The sequence below is a fragment of the Streptomyces sp. NBC_01267 genome, from assembly GCF_036241575.1.
Lineage (GTDB): Bacteria > Actinomycetota > Actinomycetes > Streptomycetales > Streptomycetaceae > Streptomyces.
On record NZ_CP108455.1, the window covers coordinates 1,576,086 to 1,599,325 of the forward strand.

General features: G+C 70.9%; 23 protein-coding genes. 13 read left to right on the plus strand and 10 right to left on the minus strand.

Features of this window, described 5'->3' with window-relative positions; genetic code table 11:
• Window positions 1–88: 88 nt before the first annotated feature.
• Window positions 89–1,045: an SCO1860 family LAETG-anchored protein gene (locus OG709_RS07315; RefSeq protein ID WP_374211340.1), complete on the minus strand. Its 957-nt coding sequence runs from the start codon at window positions 1,043–1,045 to the stop codon at window positions 89–91.
• 331 nt (window positions 1,046–1,376) lie between these two features.
• Window positions 1,377–2,462, minus strand: a complete 1,086-nt coding sequence (locus tag OG709_RS07320) for an amidohydrolase family protein (protein ID WP_250303919.1) — start codon at window positions 2,460–2,462, stop codon at window positions 1,377–1,379.
• A gap of 143 nt (window positions 2,463–2,605) precedes the next feature.
• On the opposite strand from OG709_RS07320, the gene OG709_RS07325 reads away from it, so the two are divergent.
• The 5 genes from OG709_RS07325 to thpD all read left to right on the plus strand — a co-directional run bounded on the left by OG709_RS07325 (window position 2,606) and on the right by thpD (window position 7,283).
• Window positions 2,606–3,712, plus strand: a complete 1,107-nt coding sequence (locus tag OG709_RS07325) for a pyridoxal-phosphate-dependent aminotransferase family protein (RefSeq protein WP_250303918.1) — start codon at window positions 2,606–2,608, stop codon at window positions 3,710–3,712.
• 397 nt (window positions 3,713–4,109) lie between these two features.
• A complete protein-coding gene (gene ectA, locus OG709_RS07330; protein WP_250303917.1) occupies window positions 4,110–4,640 on the plus strand; it encodes a diaminobutyrate acetyltransferase in 531 nt (176 codons plus the stop codon).
• Between the two features lie 29 nt (window positions 4,641–4,669).
• On the plus strand, window positions 4,670–5,938 hold the full coding sequence (ectB, locus tag OG709_RS07335) for a diaminobutyrate--2-oxoglutarate transaminase (RefSeq protein ID WP_250303916.1): 1,269 nt from the start codon (window positions 4,670–4,672) through the stop codon (window positions 5,936–5,938).
• Between the two features lie 38 nt (window positions 5,939–5,976).
• Window positions 5,977–6,375, plus strand: coding sequence for an ectoine synthase (locus OG709_RS07340; protein WP_250303915.1), 399 nt, complete (start codon window positions 5,977–5,979; stop codon window positions 6,373–6,375).
• Window positions 6,376–6,380: 5 nt separating this feature from the next.
• On the plus strand, window positions 6,381–7,283 hold the full coding sequence (gene thpD, locus OG709_RS07345) for an ectoine hydroxylase (RefSeq protein ID WP_250303914.1): 903 nt from the start codon (window positions 6,381–6,383) through the stop codon (window positions 7,281–7,283).
• A 127-nt stretch (window positions 7,284–7,410) separates the two neighbouring features.
• Here the strand turns inward: thpD and OG709_RS07350 are convergent, their stop codons facing one another.
• The 5 genes from OG709_RS07350 to OG709_RS07370 all read right to left on the minus strand — a co-directional run bounded on the left by OG709_RS07350 (window position 7,411) and on the right by OG709_RS07370 (window position 12,219).
• The gene (locus OG709_RS07350; RefSeq protein ID WP_329165308.1) at window positions 7,411–8,463 is read right to left on the minus strand and encodes an aminotransferase class V-fold PLP-dependent enzyme; all 1,053 of its coding nucleotides are present in this window, start codon (window positions 8,461–8,463) and stop codon (window positions 7,411–7,413) included.
• 288 nt (window positions 8,464–8,751) lie between these two features.
• Window positions 8,752–9,474: a DsbA family oxidoreductase gene (locus tag OG709_RS07355; RefSeq protein WP_266645109.1), complete on the minus strand. Its 723-nt coding sequence runs from the start codon at window positions 9,472–9,474 to the stop codon at window positions 8,752–8,754.
• A 50-nt stretch (window positions 9,475–9,524) separates the two neighbouring features.
• Complete coding sequence (locus OG709_RS07360) at window positions 9,525–10,043, minus strand: GNAT family N-acetyltransferase (RefSeq protein ID WP_250303912.1); 519 nt, start codon at window positions 10,041–10,043, stop codon at window positions 9,525–9,527.
• A gap of 53 nt (window positions 10,044–10,096) precedes the next feature.
• On the minus strand, window positions 10,097–10,696 hold the full coding sequence (locus tag OG709_RS07365) for a DUF1349 domain-containing protein (protein ID WP_329165310.1): 600 nt from the start codon (window positions 10,694–10,696) through the stop codon (window positions 10,097–10,099).
• Entirely contained in the window at window positions 10,693–12,219 is a 1,527-nt protein-coding gene (locus OG709_RS07370; protein ID WP_250303910.1) for an aldehyde dehydrogenase (NADP(+)), read from the minus strand. Before OG709_RS07370 ends, OG709_RS07365 begins: the two co-directional genes overlap by 4 nt.
• 143 nt (window positions 12,220–12,362) lie before the next feature.
• Between OG709_RS07370 and OG709_RS07375 the strand changes: the two genes are divergently transcribed.
• The 4 genes from OG709_RS07375 to OG709_RS07390 all read left to right on the plus strand — a co-directional run bounded on the left by OG709_RS07375 (window position 12,363) and on the right by OG709_RS07390 (window position 15,859).
• Window positions 12,363–13,136 carry an IclR family transcriptional regulator gene (locus tag OG709_RS07375; RefSeq protein WP_250303909.1) on the plus strand — a complete coding sequence of 258 codons (774 nt, stop codon included), beginning with the start codon at window positions 12,363–12,365 and terminating at the stop codon, window positions 13,134–13,136.
• Entirely contained in the window at window positions 13,136–13,606 is a 471-nt protein-coding gene (locus OG709_RS07380; protein ID WP_329165314.1) for a GNAT family N-acetyltransferase, read from the plus strand. Before OG709_RS07375 ends, OG709_RS07380 begins: the two co-directional genes overlap by 1 nt.
• Window positions 13,607–13,764: 158 nt before the next feature.
• Complete coding sequence (locus OG709_RS07385; protein ID WP_329165316.1) at window positions 13,765–15,216, plus strand: peptidoglycan D,D-transpeptidase FtsI family protein; 1,452 nt, start codon at window positions 13,765–13,767, stop codon at window positions 15,214–15,216.
• A 202-nt stretch (window positions 15,217–15,418) separates the two neighbouring features.
• The gene (locus tag OG709_RS07390; protein ID WP_250303906.1) at window positions 15,419–15,859 is read left to right on the plus strand and encodes a hypothetical protein; all 441 of its coding nucleotides are present in this window, start codon (window positions 15,419–15,421) and stop codon (window positions 15,857–15,859) included.
• A gap of 21 nt (window positions 15,860–15,880) precedes the next feature.
• On the opposite strand, the gene OG709_RS07395 is transcribed toward OG709_RS07390, so the two are convergent.
• On the minus strand, window positions 15,881–16,669 hold the full coding sequence (locus OG709_RS07395) for an HAD family acid phosphatase (protein WP_266643720.1): 789 nt from the start codon (window positions 16,667–16,669) through the stop codon (window positions 15,881–15,883).
• Between the two features lie 181 nt (window positions 16,670–16,850).
• On the opposite strand from OG709_RS07395, the gene OG709_RS07400 reads away from it, so the two are divergent.
• Together OG709_RS07400 and OG709_RS07405 are read left to right on the plus strand one after the other, a co-directional pair.
• Window positions 16,851–17,657, plus strand: a complete 807-nt coding sequence (locus OG709_RS07400; RefSeq protein WP_250303904.1) for a GNAT family N-acetyltransferase — start codon at window positions 16,851–16,853, stop codon at window positions 17,655–17,657.
• 209 nt (window positions 17,658–17,866) lie between these two features.
• Window positions 17,867–19,075 (plus strand): MFS transporter, encoded by a 1,209-nt coding sequence (locus OG709_RS07405; RefSeq protein ID WP_326695108.1) that lies wholly within the window; start codon window positions 17,867–17,869, stop codon window positions 19,073–19,075.
• Here the strand turns inward: OG709_RS07405 and OG709_RS07410 are convergent.
• The gene (locus OG709_RS07410; protein WP_266643715.1) at window positions 19,047–20,210 is read right to left on the minus strand and encodes a hypothetical protein; all 1,164 of its coding nucleotides are present in this window, start codon (window positions 20,208–20,210) and stop codon (window positions 19,047–19,049) included. The two genes, OG709_RS07405 and OG709_RS07410, sit on opposite strands and share 29 nt — an antisense overlap.
• The gene (locus OG709_RS07415; protein WP_250303901.1) at window positions 20,207–21,175 is read right to left on the minus strand and encodes a 5-dehydro-4-deoxyglucarate dehydratase; all 969 of its coding nucleotides are present in this window, start codon (window positions 21,173–21,175) and stop codon (window positions 20,207–20,209) included. The genes OG709_RS07410 and OG709_RS07415 overlap by 4 nt, the downstream gene beginning before the upstream one ends.
• A gap of 253 nt (window positions 21,176–21,428) precedes the next feature.
• Between OG709_RS07415 and OG709_RS07420 the strand changes: the two genes are divergently transcribed.
• Together OG709_RS07420 and OG709_RS07425 are read left to right on the plus strand one after the other, a co-directional pair.
• Window positions 21,429–22,253: an NAD-dependent epimerase/dehydratase family protein gene (locus tag OG709_RS07420; protein WP_250303900.1), complete on the plus strand. Its 825-nt coding sequence runs from the start codon at window positions 21,429–21,431 to the stop codon at window positions 22,251–22,253.
• A 222-nt stretch (window positions 22,254–22,475) separates the two neighbouring features.
• Entirely contained in the window at window positions 22,476–23,237 is a 762-nt protein-coding gene (locus OG709_RS07425) for a DeoR/GlpR family DNA-binding transcription regulator (protein WP_250303899.1), read from the plus strand.
• The last annotated feature ends 3 nt before the right edge of the window (window positions 23,238–23,240 follow it).

A 23,240-nucleotide genomic window follows, 5' to 3' on the forward strand; every position in this document is an offset into this window, starting at 1 on the left:
GCACCCCCCTGGCGGGGGCCGTACGGGCCGGATCCCCCACGCGTCCCGTACAGCCCCCGCCCGGTCGTGTCAGGCCATGTAGGCCGTGTCAGGCCTTGTTACGGCTGCGTCCGCGCGCCATCACGAGCGCGCCCCCGCCTGCCAGCACCAGGACCGCGGCGCCGCCCGCGATGTACGGCGTCATGGAACTGCCGCCGGTCTCCGCGAGGTTCTGCTTGGCCGGCTCGGTCGCCGGCTTCGGGTCGGCCGCGTTCTGGGCCGTCACCCCGGGGACGGGCTCGGCCCGGTGTCCGGTGGGGTGCGGGGTCGGGGCCGGTGCGGCCTTCGGCGACGTGCAGGTCGCCTGCGCGAGAGTGATCTCGCCCTGGACGTCTGCGACGTTCAGCTTCAGCGGGTTCACCGACACCTTCAGCCGCAGCGCGGTGGCCGCGGCCGTACGGGAGGTGGTGGCGGTCTTCGAGAGGTCGAGGGTCACGTCGCCGACGGCGGGCACATGGACCTCGGTCGTGCCACCGGCGGAGAGCGTGATCCGCTTGCCGAGCACCGTCACATGGCCGAGGACGTTCGACTCGGCCTTCGGCCGCTTGCCCGTCTCGCAGACGGCCTTCGACGTGACCTGCTCGACCTCGATCAGCGAGAGCAGCGGCAGCCCGGGGACATGGACGGACGCGCGGGCGATGTTGGCGTACCCCTCGGCACGGTGCTTGTCGGCGGTGGCTCTGGCCGTGGCGACGTCGGCGCGCAGCAGGCTGAAGGGGCGGCCCTGGTCGACTCCGTCCAACTTCGCGGTCAGCGCGGTCTTTTCGGCAGTCGCCGGGGCCCGCACCTCGTTGAGCGAGAGCGCGAGCGGCAGGTCGACGGTCTTGTTGAGCAGCGAGACGTCGAGCCCGGTACGGAGCACGACAGCGCTCGCCTTTCCGTCACTGCCGGTGGTCGCCTGCGCCGGGGCCGCGGCGAGGAGCGCCGCGGATCCTGCGGTCAGCGCGGCCACGACGAAGGCGGCGGCCGTGCGGCGTGCGGGCATACGGAAGGTATTGCTGTTCAAGGCGGTGGAACCCCCACAAGAGACATGACGTCGCCGGGGGCGCACCTCACGGGGACTTCGTGAGTGCGCCGGCGACCGAGACAGGGGAATCTTTACGCACTGAGGGTGAACGGGCAGCAACCCGACGTGAGTTCACTCCAAAGTGGCGTTTCCGCGCTCGTATTCGAATCTGGAGGCACGGGCGTTCCTGTCTGCCCCTTCTGTCACACCCCGGAGTGACGCACCGGCCGGTGCGGGGACACATGCCTGAAGCGGTACAACGAGAGGCGCGCGCATCGCGTCACGCCCTGGTCAACCTGACGCCGGGCCCTGACCGTTCGAGCCCCGGCCCTCAGGCGCGCACCCGCCCGTCGAGCACCACCCGTCGCGGCGCCGCCAGCACCCGCACGTCCTCGCGCGGATCCTCGCCGTACACCACGAGGTCGGCGGGCGCCCCTTCGACGAGCCCCGGCCGCCCCAGCCACTCCCGCGCGCCCCAGGCCGCCGCGGAGAGCACATCGGCCACCGGAAGGCCCGCCTTCGCCAGCTCCGCCGCCTCCGCCGCGACCAGACCGTGCGGCAGGGAGCCGCCCGCGTCCGTACCGACATACACCGGGACGCCCGCGTCGAACGCGGCGCGCACCGTGTCGTAACGGCGCTCGTGCAGCCGCCTCATGTGCGCCGACCAGCGCGGGTACTTGGCGTCGCCGCCCGCGGCGAGCTGCGGGAAGGTGGCGATGTTGACCAGTGTCGGGACGATCGCGACGCCCCGTTCGGCGAACAGCGGGATCGTCTCCTCGGTCAGCCCGGTGGCGTGCTCGATACAGTCGATCCCGGCCTCCACGAGATCCCGCAGCGAGTCCTCGGCGAAGCAGTGCGCGGTGACCCGGGCGCCGAGCCGGTGCGCCTCCGCGATCGCCGCCTCCACCTCGCCACGCGGCCAACAGGCCGACAGGTCACCGGTCTCCCGGTCGATCCAGTCCCCGACGAGTTTGACCCAGCCGTCGCCCGCGCGCGCCTCCCTGCCGACGTACTCGACCAGGTCCCCCGGCTCGATCTCATGGGCGAAGCCCCGGATGTAGCGACGGGTGCGCGCGATGTGCCGGCCCGCGCGGATGATCTTCGGGAGGTCGTCGCGGTCGTCGATCCAGTGGGTGTCGGACGGCGAGCCCGCGTCGCGCAGCAGCAGCGCCCCGGCCTCCCGCTCGGTCAGCGCCTGCTTCTCGGTGGTCGCCTCGTCGACCGCGCCGTGCGGGCCGAGCCCGACGTGGCAGTGGGCGTCGACCAGACCGGGCAGCACCCACCCCTCCACGGTGACCGCTTCGGCGGCCGGGCGCACATACGTGATCCGGCCGCCGACCACCCACAACTCGTCCCGGACCTCCTCCGGCCCGACGAGCACCCGCCCCTTCACATGCAGCACCGCGTGATCGCTCATGCGCCGAGCCTAGGACGACGCCGGTCGGCGCCGCCGCCCGCCTCCCACCCGGCGCGCTCGCCGATCCGGCCCGGTATCCGCCCGGACCCCCCTCAGTACCATCGGACCGGCAGCCCGAACGTACTCGCGAAGAGAGCACCACCGTGACCCATCCTTTCCTGGACCTCGCCCCGCTCACCCCCGCCCGGTTCGCGGCGATCGAGCGGCAGGTCGGCGCGCTGCTCGACACCCGGCAGGATGTCGTGATCATGCAGGGCGAGGCGCTGCTCCCCCTGGAGGGCTGCATCCGTTCCGGAGCCCGGCCCGGCTCGACCGCGCTGAACGTGATCACAGGTCCGTACGGCCAGACCTTCGGCAACTGGCTGCGCGACTGCGGGGTGACCGTGGTCGATCTGGCCGTGCCCTTCCACAGCGCGGTCACCGCGGAGCAGGTGCGCGAAGCCCTCGCGGCCCGGCCGGAGATCGACTTCGTCTCGCTCGTACACGCCGAGGCGGCGACCGGCAACACCAACCCGGTCGCCGAGATCGGTGAGGTCGTCAGGGCCCACGGAGCGCTCTTCATGCTCGACGCGGTCGCCTCGGTGGGGGCGGAGCCGCTGCTGCCCGACGCCTGGGGCGTGGATCTCTGCGTGATCGGCGCCCAGAAGGGCATGGGCGGCCCCGCCGGGGTCTCGGCGGTGGCGGTGAGCGGGCGTGCCTGGCAGCGGTTCGCGGAGAACCCGCAGGCCCCGCGCCGCTCGTACCTCTCGCTCCTGGACTGGAAGGAGCGCTGGATCGACAGTGGCCGCAAGGCGCTGCCGCACGCTCCGGCGCAGCTGGAGATGCTGGCGCTGCAGGCGTGCCTGGAGCGGATCGAGTCGGAGGGCCCGGCCTCGGTGATGGACCGGCACGCGCGGGCGGCCTCGGCCACCCGGGCCGGTGCGCTCGCCCTGGGCGGCGGTCTCGCGCCGTACGTCCACGAGGCCCGGGACGCGGCCCCGGTCGCCACCACACTGCGCACGCCGGCCGGGGTCGACGCCTCGGAACTGGTCGCGAAGGCGCTGGCCGCCGATCCGACGCTGCCGCTGATCGCGGGCGGCGGGGCGCTGGCGAAGGAGATGATCCGAATCAATCACTACGGCCCGGACGCCACCCAGGGAGTGGTGCACTCCTCGCTCGCCGCACTGGGTGCCGCACTGGGCGGCACGGGGGCGACCGTCGATCTGGAGGCGGCCCGCAGCGCGGTCTCCGCGGCCTGGCAGAGCGCCTGAGACCCGTCCGGTCCGTGCCCCGGGTCACGCCCGGGGCGCGGCTTGGGCGTGGCTTGGGCGCGCCTTTAACGGAATTCTATTGGCCGAGAATTGAACAATACGTAATTCTAACGTTTATCAGTACAGCTTCCCGTTTTCTTCTGCCCGCTTTCCGGGACCCTAAACACTGTATTTTCAACAAGTTCGACTAGCGTAATTCAGACACGTCTCGTGACAGTTACACACATGTGACCGACCCCACAATGGGGTCACTTTGACCAATTATTCCACCACAAATCACCCATATTCGCGACCGGAGCGGCCCAGACCCGCGCCCGCGCGATAACACCGGTCAGGGCATTTGGCCAACCCTGCGCCCGAATGCATTTTTTGAATTTGCTGGGTAAATTTTGCAGACATGACCGCCGCGCAAGAAGACCTTGTACGTGCCCGTAGCGAATTCCACGAGATAGACACTCCACGAGTGGAGGACGGGGCCGCGATCTGGCGTATTGCCCGCGACTCCGAGGTTCTCGACCTCAACTCCTCGTACAGCTACCTGCTGTGGTGTCGTGACTTCGCAGCGACCTCCGTGGTGGCGCGCGACTCCGCGGGCGAGCCCATCGGCTTCGTCACCGGCTACGCGCGTCCCAGCCGCCCCGAGGCCCTGGTGGTCTGGCAGGTGGCCGTCGACCGGGCCCACCGTGGCCACGGCCTCGCCGGACTGATGCTGGACGCGTTGACCGCCAAGGTCACCGCCGACGGCCGGGTCCGGGAGATAGAGACCACCGTCGCCCCGGACAACTCCGCCTCCGACCGGCTCTTCCGCTCGTACGCGGAGCGGCACGGAGCATCCCTGGAACGTGAAGTGCTCTTCGACGGCGGACTGTTTCCCGAAGGGACGCACCAGCCGGAAGTGCTGTACCGCATCAGCCCCGTCTCGGCCTGACTGACATCCCTCATCCCAGGAGATCTGCTGTGACCATCACCCCGCCTGCCCTCAGCGTCTTCGAGACCCTTGAGTCGGAAGTGCGCAGTTACTGCCGCAGCTGGCCCGCCGTGTTCGACCACGCGCAGGGCAGCTACCTCCACGACGAGGACGGCCACACCTACCTCGACTTCTTCGCCGGTGCCGGAGCGCTCAACTACGGCCACAACAACCCGGTACTGAAGCGCGCGCTGATCGACTACATCGAGCGCGACGGCATCACCCACGGCCTGGACATGGCCACCACGGCCAAACGCGCGTTCCTGGAGACCTTCCAGAACGTGATCCTGCGCCCGCGTGACCTGCCGTACAAGGTGATGTTCCCCGGCCCGACGGGCACCAACGCCGTCGAGTCGGCGCTGAAGCTGGCCCGCAAGGTGAAGGGCCGCGAGTCCGTCGTCTCGTTCACCAACGCCTTCCACGGCATGTCGCTGGGCTCGCTCGCCGTCACCGGCAACGCCTTCAAGCGGGCCGGCGCCGGTATCCCGCTGGTCCACGGCACGCCGATGCCGTTCGACAACTACTTCGAGGGCCAGGTCCCGGACTTCCTGTGGTTCGAGCGGCTGCTCGACGACCAGGGCTCCGGTCTGAACAAGCCCGCCGCAGTGATCGTCGAGACCGTCCAGGGCGAGGGCGGCATCAATGTCGCCCGCGCCGAGTGGCTGCGGGAGCTCCAGGAGCTCTGCCGCCGCCAGGACATGCTGCTGATCGTCGACGACATCCAGATGGGCTGCGGCCGTACCGGCAGCTTCTTCTCCTTCGAGGAGGCCGGGATCACCCCGGACATCGTCACGCTGTCGAAGTCCATCAGCGGCTACGGGCTGCCCATGTCGCTCTGCCTGTTCAAGGGCGAGCTGGACGTGTGGGAGCCGGGCGAGCACAACGGCACCTTCCGCGGCAACAACCCGGCGTTCGTCACCGCCACCGCCACACTCGACACGTACTGGGCCGACGGCCAGATGGAGCGGCAGACCCTCGCCCGCGGCGAGCAGGTCGAGCGCGCGCTGCTCGCCCTCGTCGAGGAGAACGACAGAGCCGGGGTGAGCTTCCGCGGACGCGGGCTGGTCTGGGGCATCGAGTTCCAGGAGAAGGCGCGCGCGACCGCCGTCTGCCGCCGCGCCTTCGAGCTCGGTCTGCTCCTGGAGACCTCGGGTCCCGAGAGCGAGGTGGTGAAGCTGCTGCCGCCGCTGACCATCTCCGCCGAAGAACTGGACGAGGGTCTGAGCACGCTGGCCCGCTCCGTCCGCGAGACCGCCTGACACGACAGCACCCGTAGCACAGAAAGGTTCAACTCACCGTGATTGTCCGATCGTTCAAGGATGTCGAGGGAACCGACCGGCACATCAGGTCCAAGTCCGGGACCTGGGAGAGCAAGCGCATCGTGCTCGCCAAGGAGCAGGTCGGCTTCTCGCTCCACGAGACCATCCTGTATGCGGGGACCGAGACGTCGATGTGGTACGCGAACCACATCGAGGCCGTGCTCTGCACCAAGGGCGAGGCCGAGCTCACCAACGACGACACCGGCGAGGTCCACTGGATCGAGCCCGGCACCATGTATCTGCTCAACGGGCACGAGAAGCACACCCTGCGTCCGAGGACCGACTTCCACTGTGTCTGCGTGTTCAACCCGCCCGTCACCGGACGGGAGGACCACGATGAGAACGGCGTCTACCCGCTGCTGACCGAGGAGGCCTGACCGCCATGACCGACGTACTGACCAATATCCGGGCGGATCTCTATCCGACCCGTGGTACGAGTGAAGTGACCACACCCCGCCAGGACCCGGTGGTCTGGTCGCGGCCCGGAGCCGCGGGGCCGGTCACCGGGCCCGAGCTCCAGGGCTTCGAGCGGGACGGGTTCCTCACCGTCGACCAGCTGCTCAGGGACGACGAAGTGCCGCTCTACCGCGCCGAACTGGACCGGCTGATCGCCGATCCGGACGTCCGCGCGGACGAGCGGTCCATCATCGAGCCGCAGTCGCAGGACGTCCGGTCGGTCTTCGAGGTGCACAAGCTGAGCGAGGTCTTCGCCCGGCTCGTGCGGGACGAACGGCTGGTGGGCCGGGCCCGGCAGATCCTCGGCTCGGACGTCTACGTCCACCAGTCCCGGATCAACGTCAAGCCGGGATTCGGCGCCAGTGGCTTCTACTGGCACTCGGACTTCGAGACCTGGCACGCCGAGGACGGTCTGGCCAACATGCGGGCCGTGTCGGTCTCGATCGCGCTGACCGAGAACTTCGACACCAACGGCGGCTTGATGATCATGCCGGGTTCGCACCAGCACTTCCTGGGGTGCGCGGGCGCGACGCCGAAGGACAACTACAAGAAGTCGCTCCAGATGCAGGACGCGGGCACCCCGTCGGACGCGGCACTGACGCGGATGGCGGACGCCCACGGCATCAGGCTCTTCACGGGCCGGGCCGGTTCGGCGACCTGGTTCGACTGCAACTGCATGCACGGCTCGGGCGACAACATCACGCCGTACGCGCGCAGCAACGTCTTCATCGTCTTCAACAGCGTGGAGAACGCGGCGGTGGAGCCGTTCGCGGCTCCTGTCCGGCGCCCGGAGTTCATCGGGGCACGGGACTTCACGCCGGTGAAGTGAGCCGACGTGCATGAAGAGGGGGACGGCACCGGGTGCCGTCCCCCTCTCCTGCGTCAGCCGCCGAGCGCGGGATGGTCCGTGCAGCCGCGGCAGCACTGATCCCGTACCGCTCCGGGCGCCCCGGCGGTCAGCCGGCGAGGACGTCCAGCAGCCGGTCGACGTCGGCTGCCGTGTTGTAGAGGTGGAAGGCGGCGCGCAGATTGCCCGCGCGGTCGGAGAGCGCGACGCCCGCCCGGCCGAGCTCCTCCTGGCGGTGGCCGAGCCCCGGCACCGAGACGATCGCCGAGCCGGGGGCGGCGACGAACTGCTGCCCCGTGCGGTCGAGGCCCGCCCGGAACCGGTCGGCGAGCGCGACGTCGTGACGCCCGATCACGGCGGGGCCGATCTCCTCGATCAACGCGAGGGAGTGCCGCGCCCCGGTGTACGAGAACAGGGCCGGGCTCTCGTCGAACCGCCGTGCGGAGTGGGCGAGTTCGGCCACCGGCCCGTAACAGCTGTCCCAGGGCTCCTCCCCCGCGACCCAGCCCGCGAAGACCGGGGTCAGCCCACCCAGGTCCTCGGGGACCACCAGGAAGGTGACTCCGCGCGGGCAGGTCAGCCATTTGAAGGCGACGGCCACCGTGTAGTCGTCCTCGGCGGCGGTGAGCGGCAGCCAGCCCGCCGACTGCGAGGCGTCCACGAGGGTACGGGCGCCGTGGGCGCGGGCGGCGGCCCGGACCGCGGCGAGATCGGCGAGCCGCCCGTCGGCCGACTGCACGGCGCTGACCGCGACGAGCGCGGTTTCCGGGCGTACCGCGTCCGCCAGCGACTCCAGCGGCACACTGCGCACCTTGAGGTCGCCCCGTACGACGAAGGGGTTCACCAGCGAGCTGAACTCCCCCTCGGCGACCAGGACTTCGGCCCCCTCGGGGAGCGAGGCGGCGATCAGTCCCGCGTAGACGGCGACGGAAGCCCCGGCCGCCACCCGGGACACCGGGACTCCGGCGAGCCGGGCGAAGGAGGCGCGGGAGGCCTCCACATCGGCGAACATGTCGGGCGGGCTGCCCACGGAGGCCGCCGTCACCGCCGCGTGCATCGCGGCGACGGTACGGGCCGGGAGCAGCCCGGTGCTCGCGGTGTTCAGATAGGTCGTCCGAGGCGCGAATTCCACGCCTGCCAAGGTCTCTGCCGAGGTCTCCATGGGCACCACTCTGCGGCCCCGGCGGCTCTCCGTCCATCGCGAAGAGCCGCCGGGTACCGCGAAGGGACGCCTAAGGGCTGTCCCGTAATTCCTGGTGGATCAGCGCACGGCGTCAGATGCGGTGCATCGCAAGGCGGAGGGGCGCCCGAATACTGGATGTATTCGGGCGTTCCGACAACGCCGCGAGGTGCCGTAGCTGTCGTCGTGCGCCCGCCAGGAATTACGGGACAGCCCTTAGCCTCTCGTTTGGATCACCCCGGGCTCGCGGGGTGATCCAAACGAAAGACCCTATGCCTGGCCGCCGGCCTGCGGAACGTCGCACCCGTCCGGCCCGCAGACCTCGCCGTCCCCGCTGACCGCCGTCAGCCGGGGCTTGGCGTCCCAGGCCTGGCCGAGCGCCTGGGTGAAGACCTCGGCGGGCTGGGCGCCGGAGACGCCGAAGGCGCGGTCGAGTACGAAGAACGGCACGCCGTTCGCGCCCAGTTCGGCCGCCTCGCGCTCGTCGTCCCGTACCGCGTCGGCGTACGCGGTGGGGTCGGCCAGCACCGTGCGGGCCGCGCCGGCGTCGAGGCCCGCTTCGGCGGCGAGCTCCACCAGGTGCTCGTCGCTTCCGAAGACGGACTGCTCGTCGGCGAAGTTCGCCCGGTAGAGCAGCCCGATCAGCTCGTCCTGGCGGCCCTGTTCCTTGGCGAAGTGCAGCAGCCGGTGCATGTCGAAGGTGTTCCCGTGGTCACGGCCCTCGGTGCGGTAGCCCAGCCCCTCGGCTCCGGCGTTGGCGGCGATGTTGTTCTCGGCCTCCTGTGCCTGCTCCGCGGTGAGCCCGTACTTCTTGCCGAGCATCTCGATCACGGGGGCGGCGTCGCCCTTCGCGCGGCCCGGGTCGAGCTCGAAGGAACGGTGCACCACCTCGACCTGGTCCCGGTGCGGGAAGGCGGCCAGCGCCTTCTCGAACCGCGCCTTGCCCACGTAGCACCAGGGGCAGGCGATGTCGCTCCAGATCTCGACGCGCATGTTCTTCATCTCTCCAGGATCGTGACGCGCGGGAGGCCCCGCGCACCTGGTCAACGTGGCGGGGTACCGGCGCATTCCCCGGCGCTCCCGGCGGCCGGGACGGTCAGCAGCATCGTGATGTGATCGTCGCCGGGTCCCCGGAGCACGGTGGCGTCCTGCTGCCAGCCGTGCCGGGTGTAGAAGCGCTGGGCGCGCAGATTGTGCTCGAACACGGTGAGCCGCGCCCCGGGCACTCCGGTCTGCTGCCAGGCGGTCACCACCGCGGTGTGCAGGGCGCTGCCGATGCCCTTGCCCCAGCGCGCCGGAGCGACATGGAACTGGGTGAGGGTCATGGCCCCGTCGATGACGCGGAAGGCCGCGACCCCGGAGACGACACCCCCGTCCTCCGCGCAGAGCACACCGCCGTCCTGCCGCGCCACGGCCCGGACCCAGCCCTCGCGGACCTGGGACAGCACGTCGGGGCCCGCGTACTCGGCCACCGGGAGGTGCCCCTCGTAGTACGTCGCGCGGGCGGCAGCGTGAAAGGTGGCGATCGTGTCGATGTCTTCGGGACCAGCAATTCGGATCATGAGGGGAAGGACGCGGGCGGCCGGGGCACAGTTGCAGCCCGGCCGCCCGCGCGTCAGCTGCCGTCGCGCAGCCCCTTGGGCGCGTACGCCCGGTACGCGACGGAGTCGAAGGTCACCGCGCAGCCGTCGGCCTCCGGCGACTGCGCCAGGAAGCCGATCCGGGCGGCTGCGGCGTCACCGAGCGCGAAGACCCGGACGAACGTCCAGCGCTCACCGTCCGGCGACGCGTGGAAGGCGAACGCACTGCCCGTGCGGCTGATCCGCAGCCAGACACTGTCGCCCTCCACCACCGAGGAGTTGACGTCGTCGGAGTACCCACGGGTCACGACCGAGCAGATCGTGGGGGTGTCCGGGGAGAGTTCGAGGCAGAGCTTGGCCCACTCGCGGTCGCCCACGTGCAGGTAGAGGGCGCCCGCGTCGCCCGCGCCGACGAAACCGACCGCCACTCTGGCGATCAGCTGGAAGTCGCCCGGCGGCGGCGTGCCGAGCAGCCGGGGCGCGTCGGACGCGGGATCCAGGGAGTCGCCCGCCGGTGGTACGAACAGGTCCTGGCGCGCTCCCGCACGGACCGAAAGCACCCCTGAGCCGTGCGACCAGGGGGCCTGCGGGCCGTACGGGCTCAGCGGGAAGGGCAGTTCCGGGAGCCGGTTCATTCCGGCAGCCCGTTGATGCGCCGCGGCAGGCCCAGCGGGTTGGCCTCGCGCAGTTCCGGCGGGAGCAGCGCCTCCGGCGTCGTCTGGTACACGACCGGGCGCAGCCAGCGCTCGATCGCGGTGCCGCCGACCGAGGTGGAGGTGGAGGTGGAGGCCGGGTAGGGGCCGCCGTGGTGCTGTGCGGGGGCGACCGCGACGCCGGTCGGCCAGCCGTTGACCAGGACACGCCCGGCGAGCGGGGTGAGTTCGGCGAGCAGCGCGGCGGCGCCGCCTTCGCCGGCGGCCTCGGCGGCGGACACCTGGAGGGTCGCCGTCAGGTTGCCGGGGAGCCGGGAGAGCACCGCGGCGATCTCGTCGGCCGATTCGTAGCGGGCGACGACCGTCACCGGGCCGAAGCACTCTTCGAGGAGCAGGTCGTGCTCGCCGTCCGCGGCGAGCAGCGCGGCGGGCAGCGTCAGGAAGCCCGCGCTCACGGTGTGGTCGCTGCCCGCGCCGGGGGTGACCGGTGCGTCGACCCCGGTGAGCGCGGCCCGTTCGCGTACCCCCGCGAGGAAGTTGTCGCGCATCCGGTGGTCGAGGAGGACTCCGGCTTCGCTGTCGCTGACCGCGTCGGTCAGCGCCTTCACGAGGGTGTCACCGGCCGCTCCGCCGGGGACGAGGACGAAGCCGGGCTTCACGCAGAACTGGCCGACGCCCTGGGTGACGGAGCCCGCGAGGCCGGCGCCGATCTCCTCGGCGCGCTCGGCAGCCGCGGCCTCGGTCACCACGACCGGGTTGAGCGAGCCGAGCTCGCCGTGGAAGGGGATCGGCACGGGCCTGGCGGCTGCCGCGTCGAAGAGGGCCCGGCCGCCCCGTACCGAGCCGGTGAAGCCGGCGGCGGCGACCAGCGGGTGCTTGACCAGCGCGACACCGGCGTCGAAGCCGTGCACCACGGAGATCACCGCGGCGGGCAGTCCGACCTGCTCGGCGGCCCGGTGCAGCACGGCGACGCACAGTTCGGAGGTGGCGGGGTGGTCCGGGTGGGCCTTGACCACGACCGGGCAGCCGGCCGCGAGCGCGCTCGCGGTGTCCCCGCCGGGTACCGAGAAGGCCAGCGGGAAGTTGCTCGCCGCGTAGACCGCGACGACTCCCAGCGGCAGCTTGTACCGGCGCAGGTCGGGCCGGGGCGGTATGGCGCCGGGGTCCGGGTGGTCGATGCGGATGTCGAGGAAGAAGCCTTCGTCGATGACGTCGGCGAAGGCCCTGAACTGGGCCGTGGTGCGGGCGAGTTCGCCCGTGAGCCGGCCGGGGCCGAGCGCGCTCTCCGCGTCGGCCGCCTCGATGACCTGCGGCGCCGCTTCGTCGAGCAGGTCGGCGGCGGTGCGCAGCAGCGCGGCCCGTACCCTACGGTCGGCGAGCGTCGCACGCACGGCGTGGGCGGCGCGGACCGCCTGGTCCACCTCACCCGCCGTGGCCTCCAGCGCGACCTGTTCGCGCTGCTTCCCGGTTCGGGGGTCGACACTCCAGACTGGTGTTGCTGCCACCGCGAACGTCCTTCCAGATCCACTGCCGCACAGCATGACTTGTTCGGTAAAGTTGTTCGGTATTCTGAACACAGTTCCAGATCATGAACTCTCCTGGAACTCTAATAACGCGCGTTCAGCATTGACAAGAGGGGCAGGGTCGAATGTCGACTGCCGAGACAGCAGGTGGGGCGCAGGTCAAGTCCGCGGTGCGGACGGTCGAGTTGCTGGAGTACTTCGCCGGGCGGCCCGGCATGCACTCCCTGGCGGCCGTCCAGGAGGCGGTCGGCTACCCCAAATCCAGCCTCTACATGCTGCTGCGCACCCTGGTGGAGCTGGGCTGGGTGGAGACCGACGCGACCGGCACGCGGTACGGCATCGGCGTACGCGCCCTGCTCGTCGGCACGTCGTACATCGACGGCGACGAGGTCGTAGCGGCGGCCCGCGCCACCCTGGACCGGCTCTCCGACGACACCACGGAGACCATCCACCTCGCCCGCCTCGACGGCACGAACGTCGTCTACCTCGCCACCCGCCAGTCGCAGCACTATCTGCGCCCGTTCACCCGCGTCGGCCGTCGGCTGCCCGCCCACTCGACGTCGCTGGGCAAGGCGCTGCTCGCCACCCACAGCGACGAGCAGGTCCGCAAGATGCTGCCGGAGACCATGGCGCAGCTGACCGAGCACACGATCACCGACCGCGAGAAGCTCATCGAGGAACTGCACCTCATCCGCGAGCAGGGGTACGCGGTCGACCGCGAGGAGAACACCCTGGGGCTGCGCTGCTTCGGCGTCGCGATCCCGTACCGCACCCCGGCGCGCGACGCGATCAGCTGCTCGGTACCGGTCGCCCGGCTCACCCCGGCGCACGAGCAGATGGTCAAGGACGCACTCTTCGACGCCCGCGACCGGCTGACCCTCGCCACCCGGAGGCTCTGATGGACATCGTCCTGCGCGCGGTCGAGGACGCGGACCTGCCGGTGATCTTCGCGCACATGAGCGACCCCGTCTCGAACCATATGGCGGCCTTCACCTGCGAGGACCCCACGGACCGGGCGTACTTCGACGCACACTGGAAGCGGATCCGCGCCTCGGACGCCGTCCTGCGTACCGTGCTCGCCGACGGTGCGGTCGTCGGCCACACCGCGGTGTACGGGCCGCCCGACGAGCGCTCGGTCACCTACACGATCGGGCGGGCCCACTGGGGCAGGGGCCTCGCGACCGCCGCGCTGCGCGCGCTGCTCGCCCTGGTCCCCGAGCGGCCCCTGTACGCCCGCGCCGCCGCCGACAACCCGGGCTCGGCCCGGGTGCTGGAGAAGTGCGGTTTCGTCGTCACCGGCCGGAACCGGGACTTCGCGCACTCCCGCGGGGCGGAGACCGACGAGCTGCTGTTCACCCTGCCGGGATGAGACCTGCCGGGACGAGACCCGTCCCCGCCGCCCGGACCGGACGGACCGGGCGGTGGGGACGGACCGGGCGGACCGGAGGCGGCCCCCGCAGATGAGAGCCGGCTGAAAAAATCGAGGCCCGGGAACGGCACACCCGGCTCCGTTCGTCTCCACACGGGATGAACAAGACAATCAGGCGCACCTCGGTCTTCTGCCTGCTCCTCGTCCTCGCGCTGCTGGTGCGGGCGACCTGGCTGCAGGCGTTCGAGACCCAGGCGCTCGCGGACAACAAGCACAACCGGCGGACCACGATCGCGCAGTACGCGCAGCCGCTCGGCGACATCGTCGTGGGCGGTTCCGCGGTCACCGGATCGAAGCGGACGGACAGCGATGACCTCGCCTACAAACGCACGTACACCGACGGCGACCTCTATGCGGCCGTCACCGGATACAGCTCGCAGGCCTACGGGTCGACGCAGCTCGAAAGCCTCTACAGCAGCGTGCTCGACGGCACCGACGACCGGCTGAAGAACCCGGTGCAGGCGCTCACCGGCAAGCAGACGGCCCCCGGTGACGTGCTGACCACGATCGATCCCGCGGTGCAGAAGGCGGGGTACCGGGCGCTCGGCGACAAGAAGGGCGCGGCCGTCGCCATCGATCCGAAGTCGGGCGAGATCCTCGGGATGGTCTCCACGCCCTCGTACGACCCGTCGAAGATCAGCGGGACGACGGACGGCGCCGCCTGGAAGCAGCTGACCGGCGACAAGAGCCAGCCGATGCTCAACCGGGCGCTGCGCCAGCCGCTGCCGCCCGGCTCCACCTTCAAACTGGTGGTCGCGTCGGCGGCGCTGGAGAACGGGCTGTTCTCGTCGGTCGACGAGAAGACGGACAGCCCGAACCCGTACCGCCTGCCGGGTACGACCACGGATCTGAAGAACGAGAGCGCGTCGGCCCCCTGTGAGAACGCGACGCTCCGCACCGCGCTCCAGTACTCCTGCAACAACGTCTTCGGGAAGCTGGCCGACGATCTGGGTCAGGCCAAGCTGAAGGCGATGGCGGAGAAGTTCGGCTTCAACGACACCAAGCAGGACGTGCCGGTGCGGGCGTGGCCGAGCATCTACCCGTCCGGCATGGACCAGGCGCAGACGGCGCTCACCGGCATCGGCCAGTTCGATGTGACCGCCACGCCGCTCCAGATGGCGATGGTGTCGTCGACCCTGGCCAACGGCGGGGTGCTGACCACCCCGCACATGGTCTCGAAGGTGACGGACGGGGACGGCAACACCCTTCAGTCGTACGGTAAGCCGGCGTCCCGTCGGATCGTCTCCCAGTCCACCGCCGCGCAGTTGCGCAGCGCGATGGTGACCGTCGTCGAGGACGGAACGGGCTCCAACGCCAAGGTCGGCGGCGCCGAGGTGGGCGGCAAGACGGGCACGGCGCAGCACGGCGAGAACAACAGCCAGGCCCCGTACGCCTGGTTCACGTCGTACGCGAAGGACAAGGCGACCGGCAAGGAGGTGGCGGTGGCGGTGCTCGTCGAGGATTCGAACGCGACGCGCGCCGAGATCAGCGGCAACGGTCTGGCGGCGCCGGTCGCACAGAAGATGATGGCGGCGGCGCTGAAGAGGTAGCCGCGCGGTGACCGCTGGAGAAGTGGCTGCTCGGTAACTGCCGGAGAACTGGCTGCTCGGTGATCACGGCGGCAGTGGCCGGTCCGTGATCACCGCGCGGCAGTGGCCGGTCGGCGATCACCGCGGCAACTGCCGGTCGTTGATCACAGCGGAAGTTTCCGTTCGGTGATCACCGCGCGGGCGTCACGCATAGGGTGCCGCCATGGCCATACGACTGCCCCGTTCCCCGTCCGGCTGGACCATGGCGGTCTTCGGCGTGCTCGCCGCGGTACTCGGCGTGGCCGGACTGGTCTCGCCCGACGCGCTGTTGAAGATGCTGGGCTTCCACTCCGTACCGGTGTCCCGCCGCCCCGGCTCGGACTACACCCGGACCTTCATCACGGCCTCGTCGATGGCGGCGGTCAACATGGGCGTGTACTACGTGCTGGCCGCGCTCGCCGACTGGAAGGCGTTCTTCCGCTGGACGGTCCCGTTCCGGCTGCTGACCTTCGCGGTCTTCACCACCGCGGTCGTCACCGGCCGCGCCCCGGCCGGCTTCCTGGGCGTGGGCCTGTGGGAAGGGACCGGCGCGGTCGTGACGGGGCTGGCGCTGCGGTACGAGAAGGCGGGCGCGGCGCGGCCGGTCCCGGCGCCGACAGGCTGACGCCGGGACCGGTGTGCTGCGTCAGGGCAGGAAGTACATCGGGTTCGGGAGCTTGTACGTCTTGTCGGCGAACCCGCCGCTGAGGTCGGAGTACTGGTCCCCGAAGTTGGCCACGATGGTGTAGCCGAGCGATTCGATGTGCTTCCTGGTGCCCGACTTGAACTGGACCGTGGTGCAGCTCCAGGTCGGCGAGGCGCAGCTCAGGTAGGACGGCGCGGAGGTCTTGTCCTGCAGGTAGAAGTGCGCCTTGTCGACCGGTACGCCGTACCCGGCCTTGGTGAGGTTCACCGCCGACGCGGTGCGCTGGGTCTCGGCGCGGCCGGTCAGGAAGAAGACCGTGACGCCCTTCTTCGCGGCGTAGTTGACGACGTCCGGCATCCCGAAGACGGCGACCGACTGGGCGCTCTGGACGTAGTCGTCGAAGGCCTTCGCGTTGTAGGCGAAGCCGTTCTTCTTCTCGTAGTCGTAGGTCAGCAGGGTCGTGTCGTCCACGTCGAGCACGATGGCGGGCTTGCGGCCGTGCGCGGTGTGGCGGGCGGCATCGGCGATCTGCCGCTTCGCCTTGGTCTCGATGCCCTTGACCTGCTTGGCGTAGTTGCTGGTGGGCGACGCCTGGTAGGCACCCGAGGCGTCGGCCTTGCCGCCGTAGAAGGCGTTGATGCTGTCTTCGACCTTGGTGATGTTCGGGATTTCCTTGTCGGTCCTCGGGACCGAGTTGTCGGCGGTGGCGGCGCCGACGCCGTAGAAGGCGCTCCCGGCGGCGGCGAGCGCGACGGTACACACGGAAATCCTGGTGAGTCTGGAGGGCATGCGCGGGTAACTCCGGTTCTGATGTGTGACGGACGAACAGCAGGTCACTGGTTGTCTACGCGCATCACATCCGCTGCACAAGACTCTTTGCGCATCCGTTGCCGGAGAAATCTGCTGCCGGGAGTCCCGTCGCCGGGGAAATCTGTTTGCCGGGCCGGGGCGACCCTGCTGAAGTGGGCGGATGGATCTCCGTGCGGTACTGGCCGCCTTCGACCGGCAGATGCGACAGGACGCGCCACCGGACGGCCCCGGGGGCCGGACCGAGCGGGTCGGCGGTGTAGTGCGCCGGACCGGTGCGGACGCCGCCGACTGGAACGCAGTCGTCTGGTCGGACCTGGACGAGGACACGGTGGACGCGGCCATCGCCGGGCAGGTACGCCACTTCGGCGCGCTGGAGCGCGAGTTCGAGTGGAAGCTGTACGCCCACGACCGCCCCGCCGATCTCGCGGACCGGCTCCGGGCGGCCGGGTTCACGCCCGAGCCCCCGGAGACCCTGATGGTCGCCGACGTCAAGGACCTGCCGACCGAGGTGCGGCTGCCCGAGGGCGTCGTCCTGCGCCCGGTGACCGACGCCGCGGGCGTGGAACTCATGGCGCGCGCCCACCGGGCGGCCTTCGGCACGGACGGCTCACGGATCATGCACCAGGTACTGGCCCAGGTGACGGACGCCCCGGAGTCGGTCGCCGCGGTGGTGGCGACGGCCGGTGACGTACCGGTCTGCGCGGCCCGGGTCGAATTCCATCCGGGCACCGACTTCGCGAGCCTCTGGGGCGGCGGCACCGACCCGGCCTGGCGCGGCCGGGGCATCTACCGGGCCCTGGTCGCGCACCGCGCCCGGCTCGCGGCCGGACGCGGCTACCGCTTCCTCCAGGTCGACGCGTCCGACGACAGCCGCCCGATCCTCCAGCGCCTCGGCTTCGCCGCCCTCACGACCACGACTCCGTACATCTCCCCCCTCGCCGTAAGGCGTTTCCGGGTGCATGGCTAAGACCGACCGGCAATTGGGGGGTGGGTGAAGGAGCGGGGTCCGGTGCGTGCGGTCGCAAGGCGGAGGATTGAGGCATGGCGGAGCCATGGTGATTGACGACAACGCGGCGAGCGTGCGTGCCGGACCCCGCGACGCCGCCCCCCAATTGCCGGTCGGTCTAAGGCAGCCGCCCGATCTCGGGCACCCCCCTCAGCTGCCACGCTGACCTGGTGAAATGGTCAATAGGACGCGTCCTGCGGGACCGTAACGCGGGGCTCTACCTGGCAGGTGCGGTCGTCGACGCCTTCGGCACGAGTGCCATGTGGCTGGCCTCCGGCATCTGGGTCAAGGCCCTGACCGGGTCGGACAGTCTCGCCGCGCTGGCCGTCTTCGCCATGTGGGCGCCGTCCCTGGTGGGGCCGTTGATCGGTACGGTCGCCGACCGGGTGCGCCGCAAGCCGCTGCTGGTGGTGACGAATCTCGGGATGGCGGCGCTGATGCCGGTGCTTCTCGCACTGGACTCGCCGGGCCGGATCTGGATCCTCTTCACCGTGCTGGTGATCTACGGCGTGCACACCGTGGTGGGCGGCGCGGCCGAGTCCGCGCTGGTCGCCGCCGCCGTCGACAAGGATCTCCTCGGCGACTTCAACGGACTGCGGATGACCGTCACCGAGGGCATGAAACTGGTCTCGCCCCTGGTGGGCGCCGGGCTCTTCGTGCAGTTCGGCGGAGCCGCCGTGGCGCTGCTCGACGCGGTCACCTTCGCCCTCGCGGCCGTGATCTTCACACTGATCCGGGTACGGGAGGCCGAGCCGGTGCGCCCCGCCGGCGCGCACTGGCTGCGGGACACGATCGAGGGCGCCCGCTTCCTGCGCGGCTCCCCCACGCTGCGTCCGCTGGTCCTCGCGGGTTCGGCGACGATGCTGGTCGCCGGGCTCAACGGCTCGATGATCTACGCGGTCGTCGACCGGCTGCTGGGCCACTCCCCCGGCTACGCCGGGCTGCTGTACTCGGTGCAGGGGGTCGGCTCCATCGCCATCGGCGTTCTGTCGGGTCCGCTGATGCGCCGGCTCCCGCCCCGCGTCTTCGCCGCCGCCGGGATCGCCGTGTTCGCGGCGGCGGTCGGGGCGCGCGCACTGCCGTACGACACGGTGGCCCTGGTGAGCAGTGCGGCGGTCGGTTTCGGGCTGCCGTGCGTCCTGGTCGCGGCGCTGACCGCGGTGCAGAGCGAGACCCCGGCCGCCGTACTGGGGCGTACGGCGGCCACCGCCAACAGCCTGATGTTCGTTCCGAACGCGGTGGCCCTCGCACTCGGCGCGGGGCTGGTCGCCGTGGTGGACGTCCGCGTACTGCTGGCGGTGGCCTCCGTCAGCGGTCTCGCGGTGGCCCTCGCGCTGGCCCGTACGGGGGTCAGGACAGCGCGGCCCGTACGCGTGTGAGATCCGTTTCGGAGGCCAACCCGGCGTGGTAGAGCCGCAGTTCGTTCGCGCCGAGCCCGGCGGCGCGGGCGGCGTCCTCGGCCAGCGCGGCCGGGTTGCCACCCATGCCGGAGACCACGGTGAGGTTGGCCGCCAGCACCGTCCGCTCCGTACGGTGCACGGCGAACGGGGCGAGCAGCGTGGGGCCGGCGGTGCAGGGCACCACCACCCCGTCGGCGATGCCCAGGATGTGTTCGGGGTCGACGCCCACGTTCGCCCCGCAGTGGTGGGCGACCGGATCGGCGTGCAGCAGCACCTGGAAGCCGGGAGCGGCGGCGGCGCGTACGGCGGCGACGGTCCGCTCCTGGAGCGTGCGGGCGGTGCGCGTACGCCAGTCGAGAGTGGCGGCGGCGAGATCGGCGCCGAGCAGCTTCTCGATCGCGGGCCGCCCGGCCGCCGAGGAGCCGGTGGCCCAGACCGGCTCCAGCGCGCGGCGGACCGCTGTCCTCAGCTCCTCGGCGTCGACGCCGAGTCCGCGGTAGCCGTCGGCGCAGGCCGGGCAGAAGCAGAGCGACATCAGGTACTGGCCGGCGTCGCCGAGTTCCACCCCCGCGATCTTGTCGTGCGCGTGCAGGTGGGAGAGCCCGTACCAGCCGAGCGACTCCAGTTCGGTGCCGCGCGCGCCGGGGCGCACCGCGGCCTCGGCGGCCAGGGTGACGAGGTAGTCGCGGGTGGCGGGCTGGGCGATGCAGGGGGCCCAGGAGTAGCGGTCGCCGTACGCGTTGACCACCGCGATGTCCGGATTCTCGGTGCCCAGGCGGGAGTTGTGGGCGAGGACCACCCAGGTGTGCACCTCCAGACCGGCACCGGCCAGCGCGGCGGCGGCCTCTCCGTACGGGTCCGCGGTGGGGGCCCAGTCCCCGGCGGCGTACGGGCGCAGCGCCCGCCCGGCCCAGACTTCCTCCGCGGCCGGGTAGAGGACGGACGCGTGGGCGGCCGTCACGATGCGGTGGTCCGGGTGGCGCGGGGTCAGGGCGCGCGTCGAGTGGTAGGCGGAGGCGAGGGTGACCTGCTGGACGCCGAGACCGGCGATCCGGTCGGCGGCGTCCGGGTCGCCGACGATGTCCCAGGGGTAGACGAAGACGGAGGTCTTCACGCGGCGTCCTCCGTTCCGGCAGCGGCCCGGCCCGCCACGTCCGCCACCACGGCGCGGCCCCGTGCGACGATCGCGGTCAGCTGCTCCAGGTGCTCGGCGGTGGGTTCACCGAGCGGCGGGCGGACCTCGCCGACGTCCAGACCGCCGAGCCGCACCCCTGCCTTGATCAGGGAGACGGCGTATCCGCGGCCCTGGTTGCGCAGTTCGACGAGCGGCCGGTAGAAGGCGTCCAGCAACCGGTTGGCGGTGGCGTCGTCGCCGCCGCGCAGCGCGCGGTAGAAGGTGAGCGCGATGTCGGGGGCGAAGCAGAAGACGGCCGACGAGTAGAGCGTCACACCGATGGCCCGGTAGGCGAGGGCGGTGAGTTCGGCGGTGGGCAGGCCGTTGAAGTAGAGGAAGTCCCGGCCGGGGAGATCGCTGCGTACCGCGCTGATGATGCGCTGCATCAGGTCGAGGTCGCCGTGCCCGTCCTTGAGGCCGATGATTCCGTCGACCTGTGCGAGGGCCACGACGGTCTCGGGGGTGAACACCGCGTTGTCGCGCTGGTAGACGATGATGTCGAGCGAAGTGGCCGCGGCGAGCGCCGAGTAGTGCCGCAGCAGTCCTTCCTGGCCGGCGAGCACCAGGTAGGGCGGCATGGCGAGCAGTCCGTCCGCACCGGCCTCCTCGGCGATCTTCGCGAACCGGACCGCGAGGGCCGTCCCGTATCCGGCCCCGGCGATCACGGGCACCCGGCCCGCCGCGGCCTCGACAGCGGCGGCGACGACGGCGCCGAACTCCTCCGGGCCGAGGGCGTGGAACTCGCCCGTGCCGCAGCAGGCGAAGACCGCGGCCGCGCCGGCGTCGATACCGCTGCGCACATGCGCGCGGAAGGCATCGAGATCGACGGCGCCGTCTTCCCCGTAGGCGGTCACGGGGAAGAACAGCAGACCGTCAAGTCGGCCGGCGAGCGGGGCTGAGGACACGGGCGCTCCCTGGGTCATCCAGTCGTGCACAGTTCTGATCAGTGTCTATATTTCTGAACATTGCTACGCTAAGCCAGCGGGGCCGGGGCGGTCAAGACGGGAAACAGGGCGGTCGAGACAGGAAACAGCAAGACAGGCGCGGAATCCGGCGCTCCACGCCACACTTGACGAGGCTCGGCGGGGCTCCTTAGTTTGTCCATGCATGTGAATGCCGTCCATGGACTCAGCCGATCCATCGAGGAGAGACCCGCTCATGCCCGCTCCCCGCACCATCCTGCTCACCGGAGCCGCCGGAGGCCTCGGCACCCTGATGCGGGGCCTGCTGCCCGCGTACGGCTATGAGCTGCGCCTCTTCGATGCCGTCCCGGTCGAGGGTGAGCCGACGGCGATCACCGCGGACCTGGCCGACAAGGAAGCGCTGCGCGAGGCCGTGCGGGGCGTCGACGCGATCATCCATCTCGCCGGGATCTCCCTGGAAGCCTCCTTCGACAAGATCCTCCGGGCCAACATCGAGGGCACCTACAACCTCTACGAGGCGGCCCGCGCCGAGGGCGTCGGACGGATCGTCTTCGCCTCCTCCAATCACGCGGTGGGCTGGACGCCGAGCCCCGAGGGCGAAGTGCCCCTCGATCCCGGCGCGTTGATCCCGATCGACACCCCGCGCAGGCCCGACACCTACTACGGGCTCTCCAAGTGCTTCGGCGAGGACCTGGCCCAGCTGTACTGGGACAAGTTCGGCCAGGAAACCGTCTCCGTACGGATCGGCTCCTGCTTCGCGGAGCCGACCTCGGTACGCATGCTCTCGGTCTGGATGAGCCCGGACGACGGCGCCCGGCTCTTCCACGCCGCGCTGACGGCCGGGGAGGTCGGACACTCGGTGGTCTACGGCTCCTCCGCCAACACCCGTATCTGGTGGGACCTCTCGTCGGCGCGGGCCCTCGGGTACGAACCGCGGGACGACTCCGAGCCGTACGCGGCGAAGCTCATCGCCGAGCAGGGCGAGCTGGACCCGGAGAACCCGGCGCACTGCCACCTCGGCGGCCCGTTCCTCACCGACCCGCCGATCTGGCCGCACTGACCACCTTCGTCCGGATCCGGGCAGCAAACGGGCCCGCCCGGCACCCGGGCGGGCCTCTGCCATGCCCGGACGGGCCCGACCACCCAGGTCGGGCCCGCGCACCGGACGCCGAAACGGGCAGGAACGGGCACCATCGAGCCCGTTCCTGCCCTATTCACGTCAGCCGGGCGGCTGTACAACTCTCCTCACAGCCAGCGAGAGCGCCGAGGAGGTCCTGTGGTCATGAGTGCGGAGCAGCGGCAGCGGGAGATCGTCCTGGCCGCCCGGCAGTCGGGGTCGGTCGATGTCACCGAACTGTCCGTGCGGCTGCGGGTCGCCAAGGAGACCATCCGCCGTGATCTGCACGCCCTGGAGAACCACGGCCTGGTCCGGCGCACGCACGGCGGCGCCTACCCCGTGGAGAGCGCGGGGTTCGAGACCACGCTCGACTTCCGCACGACGATGCACGTACCGGAGAAACGGCGGATCGCCACCGCGGCGGCCCAGCTGCTCGGCGACGCCGAAACGGTCTTCATCGACGAGGGATTCACCCCGCAGCTGATCGCCGAGGCGCTGCCGCACGACCGCCCGCTGACGGTGGTCACCGCGTCCCTGGTCACGGCGGGTGCGCTGGCGCACGCCGAGCAGACGACCGTGCTGCTGCTCGGCGGACGGCTGCGGTCGGGCACCCTGGCCACCGTCGACCACTGGGCGACCCGGATGCTGGCCGGATTCGTCATCGATCTGGCCTTCATCGGCGCCAACGGAATCTCCCGCGAACACGGCCTGACGACACCCGACCCGGCGGTCGGCGAGGTCAAGGCACAGGCGGTCAGGGCCGCCAGACGCCGGGTGTTCGTCGGGAACCACACCAAGTTCGGCGCCGCCGGCTTCTGCCGGTTCGCCGAGATCACCGACTTCGAGGCCATCGTCACGAGCACGCTGCTGCCCACGTCGGAGGCCCATCGCTACTCCCTGCTGGGGCCGCAGGTCATCCGCGTCTGACGA